Below are 18826 nucleotides of genomic sequence, written 5' to 3' on the forward strand. Positions count from 1 at the left end.
ATGATTACTTATAAAACTTGCACTGATGTAACTATAAACGAAATATTCCAAGCTTTTAGCCTTGGCTTCTCAGACTATATCCTCCCGCTAACAATGAGCCAGGATGACTTCGAAGCTAGATTCTTTGGTCCTGAAGGCAACGCACTAAATCTATCCTTTATGGCATTTGATCAGAACCATCCCATCGGTTTGATTCTCAGTGGCATCCGAGTATTTGATGGCTTAGCTACCCTGCGCTGTGGCACCCTTTGCCTCAGTCCAGACTATCGAGGTCAAGGCATTAGCCAGAAGTTATTTGAAATGCATAAATCCACTGCGCTTACTTTCCAATGCAATCAATTATTCCTTGAAGTAATAAAAGATAATCACAGGGCCGTGAAGTTCTATGAAAACTGTGGTTATAGACATGTTTGCACATTAAAATACTACTCTAGCATGATACAAACAATAGCTTCACCCACCGATACACTGCCATACATTGTAAAACAAGTCACCTTTGATAAACTGGAGTCCTTTAGAAAATCACTCTTAGACTGCCACATCAGCTGGCAAAGTGACACTCCCTACTATGCTTCCAGCACACATGAATCTCTCCTTGGTGCATACCATGCTGATAGACAAGTGGCTCTAATTGCCATGAGTTCACAAGGTAAAATCAACTTTCTCTGGGTCCACCCAAACTGCCGCCATCAGGGTCTTGGACGCAGTATGATGCAAAAAGCAGCCCAGGCTCAAAATCTAGAAAAAGTGACTATATGCCTGCCAAGCAACGCCTCATTAGAAGATTTCCTCCGAAAGCTACACTTCCAAAAAGAAACAATTGAGCAATACGAAATGTATTTACCATTATAGCAGTTGTTATTTACCAAACCTTATTTTTATATTGGAAAGAAGGTTGGTACAAAAAGTAAGGCCCCTATAATAATACATATTCCTGTAATACTAGTACCCCCAAGTATACATTTCATACATCTTTTATTGTATTTATCATTTTTAAAATACTTTATTCCCATAATAAAAAAAAGTAATGCTGTTATTATTACTAGAATATTCATTGCAAACATTATTTTGATCATTTTAGATATTCCCCCCCATATTTTAAAACTTATCAACTTCACTCTATAAATAATTATACAAGGTATTTTTTACAAAATACTTACCATAATTCTTACATATTTATTAAGAAAAATATTTTTCTATTTATATTTTAATATTCCAATAATCTAATTGTAAAATATAATCCTAGATTTTTCCTAAACTAAGTATAAACAAAGTATAAACTTTTCTTAAAAACCCTCAACCAATTAATTAGTTAATAGTTTCAATGATGGAGGCAAAACATCCAAGCCTCCTATAAGTGTGCTTAACGTAAAAAAATCTTGTACAAAGCTTAATTAGTCTTGTACAAGATTTTAATTATTATTTATTTTGATATTATCTCTATACCATCCTCAGTTACAAGAATCGTATGCTCCCACTGTGCTGAAAGAGATCCATCAGCTGTAAAAGCTGTCCATCCATTATCTTCATCTATAAATATTTCATGACTTCCGCCATTTATCATTGGTTCAATGGTAAATACCATCCCTGGTGCTAAAATCATATCTGTTCCTCTAATTCCAAAATGAGAAACAAATGGCTCCTCATGAATATTTAATCCAACTCCATGCCCTCCAAAATCTCTAACTACTGAATATCCATTACTTTCTGCATATTCTTGAATAACTGCTCCTATGTCACCTAAAAAGCCCCAAGGTTTTACTGATTCTATTGCCTTATTTAAGCATTCCTTAGTTATTTCTACTATCTTCCTCGCTTCAGCACTTACTTCTCCGATCATAAACATTCTTGATGCATCTGAATAATATCCATTAAGAATAGTAGTTGCATCAACATTTATAATATCACCATTTTTAAGTACTACATCTTTACTTGGTATTCCATGACACACTTCATCATTAATTGATGTACAAATACTTTTTGGAAATCCATCATAATTAAGAGTAGCTGGAATTCCACCCTGAGATATTGTATATTCATGAGCTAGTTTATTAATTTCTTCTGTAGTCATTCCTTCTTTAATATTCTCACTAACCAAATCTAGAAGACCATTATTAATTTTAGCACTTTTTCTTATCCCTTCAATTTGCTCTTTGCTCTTAATAAGATTTCTTGTTGGTACTATGCAGCCTTGATTCTTCAAGGTTTCTAGTTTTTTATCAAAGTCCAAATGGCAATTCTTATATTTTAGTCTACTTCCACACCAGCATTTATCATTTCTATTTAAAATCATATACATTCTCCTTTACTAATATTAATTTAACTTAAGATTACATTGAATTAATCTATTATTTATGCCTTAGTTTATATTTAAATTTGCTGAAAATGTAGGATGCTCTTAATAATGAATATTATTAAGAGCCATACAATTATAATAATTGTTTACTCCATAGGGTTAATTCCCTTATTTAATATTTCTTTAATTTCTTTATTGTCCGAAATCATAAGTTCGAAAATATCAGTGTTCCTGTTTATAATAGAAGATACGTTTTCATAAACCTGCTTTTCTATATATAATTCTTCTGAATTACTCCCGTCTATCAAGCTATATATATATTCAAGGGTTTTATCTAAAAATACAGATATATCTTTTAATAAATTAGTATCTTTGGTTTTATAACTTTCTAAACAAAAGGAAACAGATTCCTTTATTAGTGAAACATTCCCACTACTTACAGTAGTTCCACCTTCCAAAATCAATAAATTTAATTCGATTTTTTTTAATTTCAACAATATATCATCATTAAAGCTCACCAATAAATTTAGCGATTTTTTATCAGGTTTTTCACTTTTAGGGATATCTTTAATTAAACTTTCAGGTAAATTATTTTTTAAATATACGTAAGTTAACACACCTGCAATTAAATATATCATATTAATTATTGAACTTAATAAAGCCTTACCAAATATTGAACAAACAACTGTTATAAAACATCCAATAATAAAAAACATTAAGATCTTATTAATTTCATTTGTAATTTTAGAGGTTTCATTAATGGAAGGGCTAGTAGTATTTTGTACTATATTTGGTCTTAAAACTTTTATAATCTTTTTAATTTTTTCTATTTCAAGATTATTCAAATCCTTTATATTTTGTAGCTTGTTTTGTTCATCTAAAGATTTTTGAATCTCATTTTTTTTAGCATTTTCAAATTCTAATTTTTCATCTAAGACCTTTTGCTCCTCTTTTTTTCTCAAATCTTCAAATTCTAATACTTCTTCTGTTTTTGCTTTCTTAAAATCGGAAAGTTCCTCTTTAGTCATTTTAAGATATTCAGCCTCTGAAACAAACAAGGATGTAGGATATGTTTTTAGTTTATTTGAATTATCAAATATGCTATAAACAAGTTCCCCTTTTTCTTCATGCATTTTAAACACAGAATATATTTCACCCTCCACTAAACTATCTATATCTAGAATACCTAAATATACTACGTCTTTTATGGATTGCAATAACCTATTGGTTGGATAGAAAATTTGGTCAGGCACAACTATTTCCACAGCACCCCTTTCGTTTACAATCCTATAACAAGGCAATACTTCGCATTCATATTCATATGTCTGTTCACTTGTTGTACCAAGTACAACATATTCTCTTCCCCTTATAAATTCTGCTTTTTCAGTACGACATGTTTTCAATTCCAAATATTCTCTTTTCATAAATATCCCTCCTTTATAAAAAAATTAACTCACCAAATTGAAAGATAATACTTTTAGCACTCACCTTATTTTAACTTTGCCTCTCTTTATTGTACTACAACTTTTATCATTTTATCTTTATTTTACCTGTAATATTTCCTTGATGCTTTTTTTCTTATAGACAAACAATAATATATAAGCAAGAATACACATAATTACGCAAGTTATAAAAGCTGATGAAGTAGAGCGATGTCACACCCTGAAATTCCAGCTAAAGGCACTGATAATAACACTCGTTCTAAAAAGAACATCCCAAATGAATTTGCTTTATAAAAAACAAATCCCTGTAGGAATACAATAATGTACATTAAATAAATATTAGCCTTTTTATTCAATTTTAATACACCTCCAAAATTACATAGCAAAAAAACCTTGTTTTAAAGGTTAATTTTGAAATATCTTGTAATTTTATTGTGTATTAAATTGGTCTGTACATTTGCCTCTCTCCTTGAAAATCAAATTCATTTTAATCATTCTATCATATTTTCAATACAACTATACTTATTTTGTAAATTTATTTTGTTTAATTAAATCGAAATACTTGTGGTAAGGTTCTCCGTATCAGTAGCAAGTCAGGTTTTCCTAACAAATTTAATCATATAAAATTATTTCAAACTATATTCTAAAGTGATTTTATGTACATATTTTTAGACAATTCTTTAAGTTGCTCTATATCTAATATATATATTTTTTTATCATCACATTTTATAATTGATTTTGATTCCATTTCTTTAAGAGTTCTATTTAAATGTCTATATGTTGCACCTAAAAATTGTGCAATTTCTAAATATGATGAATTCAAAATTATATAATTCTTGTCTGTCAAATGCTCAACTAAATAACTAGATAATCTATTAATAAGTGGATATACAAAATTATATGAGCTGTTATTAATCGTCCCACAAAGCTTCTCACTCAAAGAATCTACCAAATGATTCAAAAGCTTTGTATTATTGAAATACTTTCCTCTAAGTATAGCTGCAGGTATTGCTATCAAATAAGTATCTTCTACTGCATCAATATTGCAAAGTATAGGAATACCTTTTAAAAGTTCTAAATCTCCTATAGTATTAAAATCTTTATAGAATTTTAAAAACATTGATTTTCCATTTTCAAAAGGATAATAAATTTTAATTTTACCATCCACAAGTAAATAATAATATTCAAGATTTTCCCCTGATTCTAATATATGCTCTTCTTTTTCATAGAAATCAAGTTGTACATATTTTAATATTTCATCATCAAAAATCCTTTCTATATTATGCTTTATAATATACCGATTTAAAATCTTAACATCTAAAATTCTTCTCATAAACCCTCCCTAACATGACTAATGTCATGTTCTAATTGTTATAAATATATTATTCTATTTATAACGACTTGTAAAGGGGTGAATGAATTTGAATAAGTATAGAAATTTAGCCGTTTTAAACGGTATTCTTCTTGCTATAATGATATTTTTAAATCGCGTTCTATCAGAAAAGATAGGTTTATATATTAGTACATTAATTTACCACGTCTTAGGACTTCTATTAATTTTACTAGTATCCATAGTAGGAAAAAATAAACTTCCTAAATTCAATAAAATACCTATTATTCTTCTTATACCAGGTGTACTAAGTGTTTTAGTTATATTCTTGAATAATCTATCTTCATCCAAAATAGGGATAACACTTACCGCAGGTATGGGGTTATTTGGACAACTTGTACTATCTACTTTAATAGACCATTTCGGCTTATTTAGTATGAAAGTTACTAAACTAAGAAAAGAAAAAATATTAAGCTTTTCACTAATTATAATAGGCTTAATTTTTATGATTATCTTATAGGGGGGTGCACATAATGTATATATTTTTTTCATTTTTGACAGGAGTATTAATTGTTATAAGCATGATGTTAAATGGAGAATTGTCTAAAAAAATAGGGATTGTAAATAGTGTAGTTATAAATTATTTAACAGCTACAATCTCTTCTCTTGTTTTATGCTTTACTATGATAAATCCCATATCTAGCTATTCTTCCATATCAAATATTCCCTTAATTTATTTTTTAGGTGGCGCTATAGGAGTTTTAACAACATATTTATTTAATGTTATAGTTCATAAAGTATCCACAGTATATACAGTTATACTTCGTTTTATAGGTCAAATGCTTACAAGTGCAATTATAGACTATGTATACTTAAATATTTTTTCTTTAGGGACGATAGTAGGATGTATCCTATTTTTAATAGGTATTATACTTAATGCAAAATCTGATGAAAACTATAAACAAAAGCAACTTAAATTACTTAATAATTAAATTATTTATATAAAATTTGGAGGAGATATTATGAAATATGAAGTGATATTATTTGATGCAGATGAAACATTATATGATTTTAAAAAATCTGAAAGAAAAGCATTTAAAAACACATTGCTTAAGTTTAACATAAAATATGATGAAAGTTATCATTTAAAAATTTATCAAGAAATAAATACAGTTCTATGGAAAGAATTTGAACAAGGACTTATTACACAAGAGAAATTAAAGGTAGAAAGATTTAAAAGATTATCGGATCGATTAAATGTAAGTTTTGATGAAACTAACTTTGCAAAGTCATATATAGAACATTTAGCCGATGCATCATTTCTATATGATTATAGTATAGATCTTATAGAGAATTTAAATAAGTCTTACAAACTTGCCATAGTAACTAATGGTCTTACCTTTGTTCAAGATAGAAGAATCAGAAAATCTATTATAGCAAAATATTTTGAGACTATAGTAATATCTGAAGAAATATTAATATCAAAACCAAATCCTAAAATCTTTGAATATGTTCTAAAAAATATAAACCATACTGATAAAAGCAAAGTCTTGATAGTAGGAGATAGCTTGACTTCTGATATACAAGGTGGAATAAACTTTGGTATAGATACATGTTGGTATAACCCTAATAAAATTGTAAATGGAACATCAATAAAACCTACTTATGAGATTTCTAATTTTAGTGAGCTTAAAGTTTTACTACTCGATCCACAAAAAAATCATAAATAATGGCATAAAAGGTATAGAATTAAATTTAGTTCCATACCTTTTTAAATATTTATAAAAACCTCATTTATTTGTGATACGGTTCATCGTATCAGTAGCAAGTGATAACACTTCTTTAATTGTTCAAAACATTTAAAGCTCTTCTATCTCCTCATAAGTGAAATCAATTCTCTTCCTCTCAATATTTCATTAAGTTGCCATTAATATTAACTTTTATTTTATTCCCTCAAATACATATTTTATTAAATTCTTTATAAAATCTTCATCAACCACATCGCCTGTAATTAATAATCTATAGAATAATGGGCCAAAAATTAAATCCATAACTAATTCTATATCCAAATCTTCCTTTAGTTCTCCTCTTGAAATTCCACGTTCTAGAATATATCGTGAATCAAGTCTACGAGGCTTAAAATATATTGTTCTATAGGTTTCAGCAAGCTTTTGATCATATTGTCCTTCTGCTATTACCTCATTAATTACCTTTCCCTCTCGACTAATTAGAAATTTTGCTAAATTATTTACTTGAATTATAATATCATTAATAGTTGATCCTGTATCAGGTATTGGAAGTCTCACAACAGCAGCATCAAAAAAAGCATCCATAACAACAGCAGCTTTATTCGGCCACCATTTGTAAATGGTAGCTTTACTAACTCCAGCTCTTTCAGCAATTTTTTCAATTGTAACCGCTCCAAAACCATTTTCAAGCAATAACTCATATCCAGCAGTAAGAATGGCCTTTTTAGTTTTTTCACTACGCGGACGTCCCAACTTTTTCTCCATTATAATTACCTCCATTATAATTACCTCCATTGTAATTAATTTATAGTAATCTACTTACTAAACTATACGTATATTATACTATATATATTTCAGTTATCAATTGTCAATTTTCAATGTTCAATTTTCATGACCACTTATCATCGATTTCGTTTTAAAAATTCTTAAATTCAAATTGAATAAATATTTTTTTATTTTTCAAAAAAACTATTTACAATACTGAACGTTTAGTATATTATATATTTATAAACTAAACGTTCAGTTTTATTAAGTTGTTTGAGAAAAAATTTGAATTATTGAAGTACTTAATTGATATAATAACTAAAATGCTAGTCAGATCAACCCCTGTGTAATTAATCATGTGTATAAATAGTTTTAAATATAAGGAGGAAAAATAAATGAAAGTTATAGCTTTTAACGGAAGTCCCACTAAAGAGGGCAATACTTATCACGTAATAAAAATAGTTATAGAGGAACTTGAAAAAGAAGGGATAGAAACAGAAATAATCCATGTAGGAAATAAAACTATCAGAGGATGCATTGCTTGTGGATATTGTACAAAAAATAAAAACAGGAAATGTGCTATTACTACTGATCCAGTTAATGATTGGATTGAAAAAATGAAAGATGCTGATGGAATAATCTTTGGCTCACCAGTACATTATTCAGCAATTGCCGGAACAATGAAAGCATTTTTAGATAGAGCTTTTCGTGTAGCAGAAGCCAATGATAGTATGCTAAGACATAAAGTCGGAGTTGCAGTAGTAGCTGTAAGACGTGCTGGCGGAATTCCAGCCTTCGATCAATTAAATAATTATATTAACCATTCTGAAATGCTAATCCCTACTTCAAATTATTGGAATGTTATTAATGGACGATTACCAGGTGAGGTAATGCAAGACGAAGAAGGAATACAAATAATGCGGATACTAGGTAAAAATATGGCTTGGCTTATGAAACTTGTGGAAAACGGACAAGGGATTATAAATAAACCAGAAAGAGAAGAAAAGATGTTCACTAATTTTATTCGCTAAATTATTATTTTACCTAAGCATTAGAATATTAATGTCGTTATTTGAGATAGTGAAATTTCCATTCAATTCTTATTCTAATTCTTTATTCAATTAAAAATATTATTTTATAAGGACGTGATTTTAAAATGTGTCAAGCAAGTAATACTATTATAAAAACCAATTCTACCTCAAAAAATTTAGAAGCTACGCCTACTCCATTGAGCAGTTTATTAATTTTAGTTATGTCCATAGCTTGTGGCGCTACTGTGGCAAATTTATACTATATCCAGCCTTTACTAGCTGACATAGCTAAAACTTTTCATGTTAATCAATTAAGTATAGGTTTTGCAGCAATGCTTACACAAATAGGTTATGCTGTTGGAATGATATTTATATTACCCTTAGGAGATATAAAAGAAAAAAGAAAATTAATTATCATAATGCTTTTATGCTCAATAATTGCACTTATGAGTATGTTTTTCTCTTCAAATATCTTCACCCTCACCTTATCTTCTTTTGCTGTTGGCTTTACTTCTATTATTCCTCAACTAATTATTCCGTTAGCTGCACAATTATCAGATCCAAAACAAAGAGGTCAAATAATTGGAATGATTATGAGCGGTTTATTAATTGGAATATTAATTTCTCGTACAATCAGTGGAATTTTAGGCGGCTACTTTGGTTGGAGAACTGTTTATCTTATTGCAGCAATTATGATGCTGATTCTTATGTTTATTCTAAGAAAATTAATACCCTTATGCAAACCTGTCTCTGATCTTAAGTATACTGAGTTATTAAAATCAATGATATATTTGATAAAAACTGAGCCTATTTTAAGAAAAACTTCTCTTAATGGTGCCCTTATGTTTTCAGCTTTTAGCGCATTTTGGACATCCCTTATATTTTTGCTTGAAAGCTCTCATTACAATATGGGGTCTGAAGCAGCTGGCCTATTAGGATTAGTTGGTATTAGCGGTGCTCTTGCAGCTCCAATAGTTGGGAAAATGGCTGATAAGAGAGGTCCTAGATTTGCAATAGGTATAAGTATAATTGTAGTTATAATTTCTTATTTATTCTTCTTTATATTTGGTTTTAAGATATGGGGACTTATTTTAGGAATTATTTTTCTTGATTTAGGAGTACAATCTTGCAATGTCTCAAATCAAGCAATAGTACAAGCCTTAAACGAGAAAACACGTAATAGACTCACTACTATTTATATGGTCAGCTTTTTTCTTGGAGGAGCAGTTGGTTCCTTCTTAGGTTCCTACAGCTATTCCCATTTTGGATGGTATGGGGTTTGCATTTTTGGAATGGCAACTCAAATTATAGCAATTATTCTTTACAAAACAGGAAAAAAATCATGACAATATATTTCTTTGAATTCAAATTATAAAATAAACCATAAAAAAATCAGTATTTATATTCTAGGGAGAATACCCCTTCAGATAAAATAGACATTTTAATCTATACTTTGTACAAAAATAAAAAATAAATAACTATATAGAGTTATCAACTAACTATAAACTTATTATCCGAGGAGAATCAATTATGAATTTAATAACTATATCTCAAGACAAGTGTATAAAATGCGGACTTTGTGTAAATGAATGTCCAGAAAATGTATTAAGCTTTGGAAAAAATGGTCCTGAAGAAATTTGTCCCGAAAACTGTATTGCCTGCGGTCATTGTGTAGCTATTTGTCCTAGAGAAGCTATTGATAACAAAAAAACTCCATTAACTAATCAAATTAGCTCAAAAGCTTTTCCAAAATTAAGTTCTGAAGAAGCTAAAAACTTTCTTCGCTCTAGGCGTTCAATTAGATCCTATAAAGAAACTACAGTTCCAAAAGAAAAATTAATTGAACTTGTTAATATTGCTCACTTTGCTCCTACTGGAAGTAATCTGCAAGGAATATCCTATGTAATTGTAGATGATAGGAATATACTTGATAAGGCTATTAAACTTACTATTGAAAAACTAGCTAACGATGAGTTATTAACCAAAAGATTCCATCACTATATTGAATCTTATCACAGTAAGGGAATTGACACTGTTTTACGTGGAGCACCTTGTCTTATTCTAGCAACCGCTGATGCTGATTTCACACGAGGTAGAGAAAATTCTATTTTCTCATTAGCATATCTGGAATTATATGCTCCAACACTTGGATTGGGTTCTTGTTGGGCTGGTGTCTTTGAAAAGATTGCTCTTAATGATGATTCCCCAATGCTTGAATTATTCAATATCCCTAAAGGCCAAAAAATAACAGGTGCTGTTATGATAGGATATCCAAAATATAATTTTCCACGATTAATTGATAGAAATCCTTTAGAAGTTACTTTTTATCAATCTAGAATATAACATCATAAAGTTAGACTTACCTTAATACGTAAGTCTAACTTTATTAATTAAGCATTAATAAAATTGCACCAATCCTTCAGTATCATTCCATAGTTCATTTTTCATATTGCTATCTCCTCCAGGATACGTAGAAATAATAGGCTTACTACTTCCTACATTGAAATATACACCTGCTACACCAAATACCGTTCTTTTATCAATTAATTGTTGATAACACTTCTAATTAGATTATCTTATATTAAATCCTATTCTAACTTACCCTAAATATTGCTTATTATCCTTTATTTATGATATGGTTCCCCACTTATTATTCTAAACCCCCTATAAACCTGTTCCAGTAGCATAACCCTAAATAATTGGTGTGGGAAAGTCATCTTTGAAAAACATAATTTGTAATTTGACCTTTCTAGAACATCCTTAGATAACCCTAAGGACCCTCCAATTATAAAAGCTATATTACTTTCACCCTTAACGCCCAAATCCATTATGAAATTAGATAGTTCCTCAGAGGATAGCATATTTCCCTTTAACTCTAGAGCAATTACAAACATATTATCCTTTATGCTCTTAAGTATTGCCTCCCCTTCTTTTTCTTTTATTAAAATCTCTTGTTTTCCAGAGGCATTATCTGGAGTTTTCTCATCACCTAACTCAACTATGCTGAGCTTACAGTATCTAGATAGTCTTTTTGTATATTCATCTATAGCACTTTTTAAATATTTCTCTTTTATTTTTCCTACGCAAATTATAGTTATGTTCATAGTAAATCTCCTTAACTTCTATTTTATTGTGATTATCATACATATCATATACTATGCCATCAATCCTCCCTATAAGCAATCCATAAATAGGTTTTGTCTTTATTTTCAAACCTTAATAGATAATCCCTGGCGAATTTTTTTTAACAAACCCATATACTCTAGCTGTAATAATTCCTTTTAGAACACCTACAACCGCTAAATGTGGGAGTATAAGTCTCCTTCTGAAGTCGTTAATACTCCAGCATGGTCGATGATGATTTAATAGTAATTTTGTTTGAGTTAAAAATAGAATATACATACTAATTATAGTATAATAACAATTATGTATACAAAAATAAAATTCATTATATTATAAATTATTTTGGGGGTATTACCATGAAAATAGCTGTACTAGATGCACAAGGTGCAGGTCTTGGTCAGACAATTATAAAAAAAATTCGTAAAGAAATTAGCCTTGATGTTTATATTACTGCACTTGGTACAAATGCAATTGCTACTTCAAATATGATAAGAGCGGGTGCAAATGTTGGTATAAGTGGTGAAAATGCAATCTGCTCATTTTGCATTACAAATAAGATTGATAGTGTAATCGGACCAATTGGAATGATATGTAGTGGTGGTATAAACGGAGAAATTACTCCCGTGATTGCCAAGTCAATATTTAATATGGATTGTACTAAATATATAATCCCACTACAAAAACATGGTATTTATATACCAGGCACAAGAAATCTGCAAATCAAAGATATAATTGAAGAGATTGTACTGGATATAAAAAGTAATATGTCCTAAAAAAATGTTTATAGCATGGATCAAGTCCCATGTTATAAACATTTTTTAACATTGCTATATATTCAAATCCCTTTTCTTATAAAAAACATATGTTATGCATAACATTACCAAAATAATTATAATTGATAATATCACAAAACTCCATTGAAAGCCACCGCCATTCATCAAATTTTTAGCTTCAAAATACTTAAATGGCGTAAGATATTTGAGGTTTTCAAGTTTACTGTTTATGTCTATGACTATAGATAGTATAAACGTTATTAACAGTATGGCTGTAGATATAGATGTAGCTGTCTTCGGGTTTTTGCTCACAGCAGCTATTGCTGTGCCAATAAGCATAAACATAAGCTGCAAAATAAGCATTCCCATCATTAATATCGCTATGTCCGCACTTACTGCTTCACCTTTACTGTATTTCCCTACTATAATAATTGAAGATACCAAGGTAATAACGTTAAATATCAAAATATTCATTGTGGCAGCTAACAATTTTGATGTTACAATTTTATTCCTTGAAATAGGCTTTGCTAGTAGAAACTCTGCGGTTTTATCTCGCTCTTCCTTTGAAATTATATCAGCTCCAAGCATAGCGGCATGAATCGTTGCCATAAGCACTAAGTATAAAAACAGCACTCCATAATAACCACTAGCCTTTGACAAATCTAAAGTGCCAATACCCATAATTGCTAGCATAGATTTTGGCATTTGAGCCAATAGCTCATTCATAGATTGACCTGAGGATGATAATGCAACAAATTTGCCCATACCAGCTCCAACCATAAATAGTATACCTAAAGCCCATATAATAAGACCTTTTCTCTGAGCCTTCATCTCTACAATAAATATATTCATAACTAGCCTCCTTATATTACTAGATAATCATCACTATTAAACCGCGTGGACATCCTTCTTATCATAAACAAAATAACTGGCAGCAATTGCTACAATAATAACCACTATTTCTATTATAATAAATGAAATCTCATAACTAGAATTTTTCATAATGTAACCCGTGTCAAAATATTTAAAAGGGGTAATATAACGTATAGCATCATCGCCCGTTGTGGATGAAAACATTCCAATAATAAAAAATGTAAATACCGTTCCAAGGGAAATAGGTAGCACAGATTTAATCTTAGGCCCCACCACAGAAATTATAATTCCCAGTGATAGAAACATAAGCTGGATAAAAAACAATGTAATAGAGATCATAAAGAATATTTTATAACTATAGTCTTCTGTCTTTACAAGGGATGCCATAATGCTAGCGGCCGCTAAATAAGTTACATTAGTAATTATTAGACAGGTTAATGCAGCCATTAGCTTTGATGTCATAATACCCCTACGAGTAACAGGTTTAGTTAAAAGGAAATCTGCTGTTTTTGCGCGAACTTCCTTTGATATAATGGAGGTACCTAGATTCATAGCTTGAATTGCACCACAAAGTGTTAAATATAAAAATGTATAGGAGTAAAACCCTAAAATAGAAGACATACTCTCTACAGAGAGACCCAATGCTTTTCTTACTGGCTCTGGAAATCCTTCCATTAACTTTTTGAATGCTTCAACTTCCTTTGAAAAAGCTGGATACATTGACAAGAAAAGCACGATAATGGCAATCAAAGAACATGTCCATATTATAGTGGATTTTCTATAAGCCTTAAGTTCATGTAAAAACATATTCATAGCTTTTACTCCTCCTTCACATAATAATGCATAAATATCTCTTCAAGATCTGGCTCTTCAATCCAAAGATTTGTTATATCTATTTCTGAAATCTTTTTCATAATAAAATTAATATTACCTCTAAATAAAAAGCTTATTATCTTACCTTTTATATCTAAAGCACTGACACCACTTATGTTAAAATAATTATCTTCTATTTTTGATGCCACTTGAATTTTGAATTTTTTATGGTTACTTTCTTGTAGCGTACTAATCTTTTCAACCTTTATAATTTTACCCTCTTTAATAATGGCAACACGATTACATAACCTCTGAACCTCACTTAAAATATGAGAAGAAAGCAAAATTGTTGCTCCCCGCTTATTCTCCTTCTCTAGAAGTTCAAAGAATTTTTGTTGCATAAGGGGGTCAAGTCCACTAGTAGGCTCATCAAGTATGATAAGTTTAGGCGAATGTAACAGGCCTTGAACTATGCCAACTTTCTTTTTATTACCATAAGATAAATCATCAATTTTCTTATTAAGATCAAGGTTCATTATCTCAGCTAGTTCAATAATTCTCTTGCTACAATCTTTCTTATAAAAACTTGCTGAATACTTTAGAAGGTCAATAACCTTCATATTGTCATAATAAAAAACCTCTGATGGTAGGTATCCTATTTCCTTCTTTATCTCTGGTCCAAACTTAACACAGTCCTTGCCAAAAATTGTAGCACTACCAGACGTCGGATAAATTAGAGATAATAATGTTCTTATTGTTGTTGATTTTCCTGCACCATTGGGCCCAATAAATCCAAAAATTTCTCCTTGCTGAACATTAAAACTCACATCAGTGATTCCTCTTGCTGCGCCGTAATTTTTAGTCAAATTTTTGATTTCAATAATATTCATTGCTAAATCCTCCTTATAATTTTCTGTATACAGTTCACTACAATTTATATTATATATATCATACCCTTTGTTCTCGTATCAGTCACATATATTTATAAAAATTCTCAAAAAAAATAAATAAAACCTATACATATATGCAAGGTTTTATTTATTACAATTACTTATAATTTCACATAATTATTTGTAGAATTATTTTCCACAACATTTTTTGTATTTTTTCCCACTACCACAAGTGCATACATCATTTCTTCCAACTTTATCAGTATTAACTACCATTTTGGAATCTCTATAAGCTCTTTGAATTTCTTTTCTCTTTTCTTTCGAGAAAATCCCTTCCCATTGCGGAAGCTCATATAAATAATCTGCTTTTGCGTCTAGCATATTAAAATAAAGTTTTTCATAGTCTACTTTAAAATCTACTTCAGTGTCCGCTTCAGTTTCTTCTAATACTACTGGTTCTAAAAGACTATCGTTTATTCCATCAGTAAATCCCATAAAATAAATGTTAGATACATCAAAGTGTTTTGCAAGTTCTCCTAATGTACCTTTAACCTCATCTTTATGGTTTGATAATAATTTAGTATAAATACGTTTTTCTACTTCTCCGTATTCTTGCCAAAACGCAGGTTCTCCTCTACGTTTAACATAATCAACCACCATATCTGTCCACTCTTTATATAAACTCATGTTTCATTCTCCTTCAAATCATAATGTATTTTGTTATATTCCATTATTATAATAAAGATTTCACTAATTTTCAACGTTTATGTTTAAATCTCTTAAATTAAATCATCTAACCTGTGGTTAAATGATTTTTTAGCATTTTCCACAGCTAGATTCCTATTTTTTTATTGGTACTATCTCTGCTTTACTAAAGGGCTTGGATATATCAAAGTTCCCACCTATGGTATCAATATCTTCATTTTCCATAGTTAGCTTTACTTTTTCTACAGAAGGTAATTGGGCTAATGACGCAGCTATGCTTTTTAAGCAACTTTTTTCTTTTGCAACTGACATCTTTATTTTAGCTTCTTTGCTCAAATTAACATACGCAATACTATCTTTAATAGAAAAACTTAATAATCTAGTTTCTTTAGGAAGTATTGGTTTTAACTCACTTTTTACAGTTGGTCCTTTTATAAGTTCCTGCATAATAGCTTCCCCAATAAGCTCTTCTTTATTAATAATCCTCTCATCCTTAACTACTTGTACATTAGAATCATCTTTAGTACCATCAAAATAAATACCAAATTGGATAGAAGCATCTTTTTCTAGAGGAAGTTTTAGATTTTCGATTTTTTCCTTATTTGCTACACTTTTTTTATCCTTTTTTTCACACCCAAAAAATCCTACTGTTGAAATAACAAGTAATGAACATAATACTACTTTTATTACCTTTTTCATATTAGATCTCTCCTTTAAATCATCATCTTCGCTGCTGCAATATTAACGACTTCAGAAGGATATTTACCCCTTTGTAGACCTCTTGAGTAGATAACAATTCTCAATTGTTATCCTCCTACTGAAGTTTTTTCTTTGTTATAGTATGGGAACCCTAATTATACAAGCAGGTGAATTCCCTTCTAAAATGTCGTTAAAAATCAATTACATCACTTGGCATGTCCCTTCTAGCTAGATCTAAAAAAATGTCCTTCCCTATTTCAATACTATTATCTTTAAGTATATTAACCACTGTTTGGTAGGCTAAATCAGGAAAATTATTTGTTTTACTCAAATGTCCTAGAATAATACGTTTTTGTTTATCATTCATTATTTCTACTATAGCATTTCCACATGCATCATTGGATAAATGACCTACATCACTTAATATCCTTCTTTTCAATGGGTATGGATAAGGTCCAAACTTTACCATTTCTACATCATGATTACTCTCCAGTAGAATTACATCTGCATCTTTTATTATATTCTTTACTACTTCAGAAAAGTAGCCTAAATCCGTAGCTATGCACGCTTTCTTTTTTCCACTATAAAAAGCATACCCTATGGGATCTACAGCATCATGTGATATTTTATAATTTACTATATGCATATCATTTATGTCCACAGAATTGTTATTAATAATCCTTATATTATGTTCTTTTACATTGCCTATTTTGCTTTCCATAGCTTTCCAGGTATTCTCATTGGCATATATTGGTGTATCATATCTTCTAGAAATAATTCCGGCACCTTTTATGTGATCAGAATGTTCATGAGTAATAAAAATACCATGGATCTCGCTAGGGTTTTGATTAATATGTTTAAGAGCACTTTCAATGCTTTTTCCAGGCATACCAACATCCACTAAAATCTTTGTATTTTCTGACGCTACAAATACGCTATTTCCACTGCTTCCACTATATAATGGACAAAATATCATAATTGTCTCCTTTAATTTTAAATTGTAACTCTACTTATATCTGCCCCTATACTCCTGAATTTTTCTTCAATATTTGGATATCCTCTATCAATATGCTCTATTCCTAAAATTTCTGTAGTACCTTCTGCTATAAGGCCTGCTATAACTAGTGCTGCTCCGGCTCTTAAATCCGATGCTGTTACAACTGTTCCTATAAGTTTATCTACACCATCTACTGTAGCTACACTTCCCTCAACTTTTATGGAAGCCCCCATCTTTTTTAATTCATCTACATGTTTAAATCTAGCTTCCCAGATACTTTCATTTATTATGCTTCTGCCCTCTGAAATGCATAATAATGTATTCATTGGTTGTTGCACATCCGTTGGAAATCCTGGGTATGGAAGCGTCTTAATATTTACGGCCTTGAGTCTTCCTTTTGATTTAACCGTAACACTGTCTCCACCTTCATGTACCTCTGCTCCCATTTCCATGAGTTTTGCAGAAATTGATTCAAGATGCTTTGGAATAACATTATTTATAGTTACTTCACCACCACAAGCAGCGGCTGCTATCATAAAGGTACCCGCCTCAATCTGATCTGGAATTACACTGTATGTACATCCTGTTAATTCTTTTACACCTATAATTCTTATAACATCTGTACCTGCACCTTTAATACTCGCTCCCATAGAGTTTAAAAAGTTAGCTACGTCAACCACATGAGGTTCTTTTGCAGAATTTTCTAAAATAGTTGTACCTTCTGCAAGAGTTGCTGCAGTCATTACATTTATTGTTGCACCTACACTAACAACGTCAAAATAAATACTGGTTCCAATTAGTCTATCAGCCTCAACCTTTACAGCACCACTCTCAATAGTTACAGTTGCTCCAAGTGCCTCAAACCCTTTTATATGTTGATCTATAGGTCTTACTCCTATAGGGCAACCCCCTGGAAGGTCTACTTTAGCCTTTTTAAATCTAGCTAAAAGTGCGCCAATCAAATAATAAGATGCTCTCATTTTTCTTACATCTTCTGTATTCGCATCCATGCTAATTATGTTTGTACTATCTATAGAAACTGAATTGTTTTCTCTTTTAATTTCACAACCTAAATCCTCTAATATTCTTTCAATACAATTTACATCTTCTATATCAGGAATATTTTCAATTATACATTTACCCTTACTTGCGATTATAGCTACTGGTAGAATCGCTACCGCTGCATTTTTCGCACCGCTTATTTCTACTTGACCAAGGATAGGTCGACCACCTTTAATTACCAATTTTTCCATATTCGTATCATCCTCACTATACTTTATATATTAATTTACTTTTTAATTTACTTTTATTTTTATATATACACGCCATTATAGCATATCT

General features: G+C 30.2%; 22 protein-coding genes. 8 read left to right on the forward strand and 14 right to left on the reverse strand.

Annotated features, from left to right (window positions below):
* Positions 1-852 carry a GNAT family N-acetyltransferase gene (locus G9F70_RS23815; RefSeq protein ID WP_164945109.1) on the forward strand — a complete coding sequence of 284 codons (852 nt, stop codon included), beginning with the start codon at positions 1-3 and terminating at the stop codon, positions 850-852.
* 26 nt (positions 853-878) lie between these two features.
* Here the strand turns inward: G9F70_RS23815 and G9F70_RS23820 are convergent, their stop codons facing one another.
* From G9F70_RS23820 to G9F70_RS23840, 5 genes are all read right to left on the reverse strand, one after another.
* The gene (locus G9F70_RS23820; protein WP_124998595.1) at positions 879-1076 is read right to left on the reverse strand and encodes a hypothetical protein; all 198 of its coding nucleotides are present in this window, start codon (positions 1074-1076) and stop codon (positions 879-881) included.
* Between the two features lie 347 nt (positions 1077-1423).
* Positions 1424-2293 (reverse strand): methionyl aminopeptidase, encoded by an 870-nt coding sequence (locus G9F70_RS23825; protein WP_164945110.1) that lies wholly within the window; start codon positions 2291-2293, stop codon positions 1424-1426.
* Between the two features lie 149 nt (positions 2294-2442).
* Entirely contained in the window at positions 2443-3720 is a 1278-nt protein-coding gene (locus G9F70_RS23830; RefSeq protein ID WP_164945111.1) for a hypothetical protein, read from the reverse strand.
* A gap of 203 nt (positions 3721-3923) precedes the next feature.
* Complete coding sequence (locus G9F70_RS23835) at positions 3924-4094, reverse strand: hypothetical protein (protein ID WP_187352983.1); 171 nt, start codon at positions 4092-4094, stop codon at positions 3924-3926.
* Between the two features lie 287 nt (positions 4095-4381).
* The gene (locus G9F70_RS23840; RefSeq protein ID WP_164945112.1) at positions 4382-5071 is read right to left on the reverse strand and encodes a Crp/Fnr family transcriptional regulator; all 690 of its coding nucleotides are present in this window, start codon (positions 5069-5071) and stop codon (positions 4382-4384) included.
* A gap of 82 nt (positions 5072-5153) precedes the next feature.
* Between G9F70_RS23840 and G9F70_RS23845 the strand changes: the two genes are divergently transcribed.
* Genes G9F70_RS23845 through G9F70_RS23855 form a run of 3 tightly spaced genes read left to right on the forward strand, consistent with a single transcriptional unit; the run spans position 5154 to position 6798 of the window.
* The gene (locus G9F70_RS23845) at positions 5154-5588 is read left to right on the forward strand and encodes a DMT family transporter (protein ID WP_224617764.1); all 435 of its coding nucleotides are present in this window, start codon (positions 5154-5156) and stop codon (positions 5586-5588) included.
* A gap of 13 nt (positions 5589-5601) precedes the next feature.
* Positions 5602-6060, forward strand: a complete 459-nt coding sequence (locus G9F70_RS23850) for a DMT family transporter (RefSeq protein ID WP_164945114.1) — start codon at positions 5602-5604, stop codon at positions 6058-6060.
* A gap of 30 nt (positions 6061-6090) precedes the next feature.
* Positions 6091-6798: a YjjG family noncanonical pyrimidine nucleotidase gene (locus tag G9F70_RS23855; RefSeq protein WP_164945115.1), complete on the forward strand. Its 708-nt coding sequence runs from the start codon at positions 6091-6093 to the stop codon at positions 6796-6798.
* A gap of 210 nt (positions 6799-7008) precedes the next feature.
* Here G9F70_RS23855 and G9F70_RS23860 read toward each other — a convergent pair whose 3' ends face one another.
* Entirely contained in the window at positions 7009-7581 is a 573-nt protein-coding gene (locus tag G9F70_RS23860) for a TetR/AcrR family transcriptional regulator (RefSeq protein ID WP_164945116.1), read from the reverse strand.
* 395 nt (positions 7582-7976) lie between these two features.
* On the opposite strand from G9F70_RS23860, the gene G9F70_RS23865 reads away from it, so the two are divergent.
* The 3 genes from G9F70_RS23865 (at position 7977) to G9F70_RS23875 (ending at position 10955) form a co-directional block, all read left to right on the forward strand.
* The gene (locus G9F70_RS23865) at positions 7977-8612 is read left to right on the forward strand and encodes a flavodoxin family protein (RefSeq protein ID WP_164945117.1); all 636 of its coding nucleotides are present in this window, start codon (positions 7977-7979) and stop codon (positions 8610-8612) included.
* Between the two features lie 125 nt (positions 8613-8737).
* Positions 8738-9958, forward strand: coding sequence for an MFS transporter (locus tag G9F70_RS23870; RefSeq protein WP_164945118.1), 1221 nt, complete (start codon positions 8738-8740; stop codon positions 9956-9958).
* A gap of 184 nt (positions 9959-10142) precedes the next feature.
* Positions 10143-10955: a nitroreductase family protein gene (locus G9F70_RS23875; RefSeq protein WP_164945119.1), complete on the forward strand. Its 813-nt coding sequence runs from the start codon at positions 10143-10145 to the stop codon at positions 10953-10955.
* Between the two features lie 281 nt (positions 10956-11236).
* On the opposite strand, the gene rlmH is transcribed toward G9F70_RS23875, so the two are convergent.
* Positions 11237-11716, reverse strand: coding sequence for a 23S rRNA (pseudouridine(1915)-N(3))-methyltransferase RlmH (gene rlmH / locus G9F70_RS23880; RefSeq protein WP_164945120.1), 480 nt, complete (start codon positions 11714-11716; stop codon positions 11237-11239).
* A 375-nt stretch (positions 11717-12091) separates the two neighbouring features.
* On the opposite strand from rlmH, the gene G9F70_RS23885 reads away from it, so the two are divergent.
* A complete protein-coding gene (locus tag G9F70_RS23885) occupies positions 12092-12508 on the forward strand; it encodes a DUF3842 family protein (RefSeq protein ID WP_164945121.1) in 417 nt (138 codons plus the stop codon).
* Positions 12509-12562: 54 nt separating this feature from the next.
* On the opposite strand, the gene G9F70_RS23890 is transcribed toward G9F70_RS23885, so the two are convergent.
* From G9F70_RS23890 to G9F70_RS23920, 7 genes are all read right to left on the reverse strand, one after another.
* On the reverse strand, positions 12563-13360 hold the full coding sequence (locus tag G9F70_RS23890; RefSeq protein WP_164945122.1) for an ABC transporter permease subunit: 798 nt from the start codon (positions 13358-13360) through the stop codon (positions 12563-12565).
* A gap of 36 nt (positions 13361-13396) precedes the next feature.
* A complete protein-coding gene (locus tag G9F70_RS23895; RefSeq protein WP_164945123.1) occupies positions 13397-14194 on the reverse strand; it encodes an ABC transporter permease subunit in 798 nt (265 codons plus the stop codon).
* A gap of 5 nt (positions 14195-14199) precedes the next feature.
* Entirely contained in the window at positions 14200-15084 is an 885-nt protein-coding gene (locus tag G9F70_RS23900; RefSeq protein ID WP_164945124.1) for an ABC transporter ATP-binding protein, read from the reverse strand.
* A gap of 189 nt (positions 15085-15273) precedes the next feature.
* Positions 15274-15771, reverse strand: a complete 498-nt coding sequence (locus G9F70_RS23905; RefSeq protein WP_164945125.1) for an SEC-C metal-binding domain-containing protein — start codon at positions 15769-15771, stop codon at positions 15274-15276.
* A gap of 153 nt (positions 15772-15924) precedes the next feature.
* Positions 15925-16488: a GerMN domain-containing protein gene (locus G9F70_RS23910; protein WP_164945126.1), complete on the reverse strand. Its 564-nt coding sequence runs from the start codon at positions 16486-16488 to the stop codon at positions 15925-15927.
* A gap of 190 nt (positions 16489-16678) precedes the next feature.
* Entirely contained in the window at positions 16679-17464 is a 786-nt protein-coding gene (locus G9F70_RS23915) for an MBL fold metallo-hydrolase (RefSeq protein ID WP_164945127.1), read from the reverse strand.
* A 17-nt stretch (positions 17465-17481) separates the two neighbouring features.
* Positions 17482-18738 (reverse strand): UDP-N-acetylglucosamine 1-carboxyvinyltransferase, encoded by a 1257-nt coding sequence (locus G9F70_RS23920; protein ID WP_164945128.1) that lies wholly within the window; start codon positions 18736-18738, stop codon positions 17482-17484.
* Positions 18739-18826 lie beyond the last annotated feature (88 nt).

This window comes from Clostridium sp. FP1 (assembly GCF_011065975.2).
GTDB classification, from domain to species: Bacteria; Bacillota; Clostridia; order Clostridiales; family Clostridiaceae; genus Clostridium_AD; species Clostridium_AD tagluense.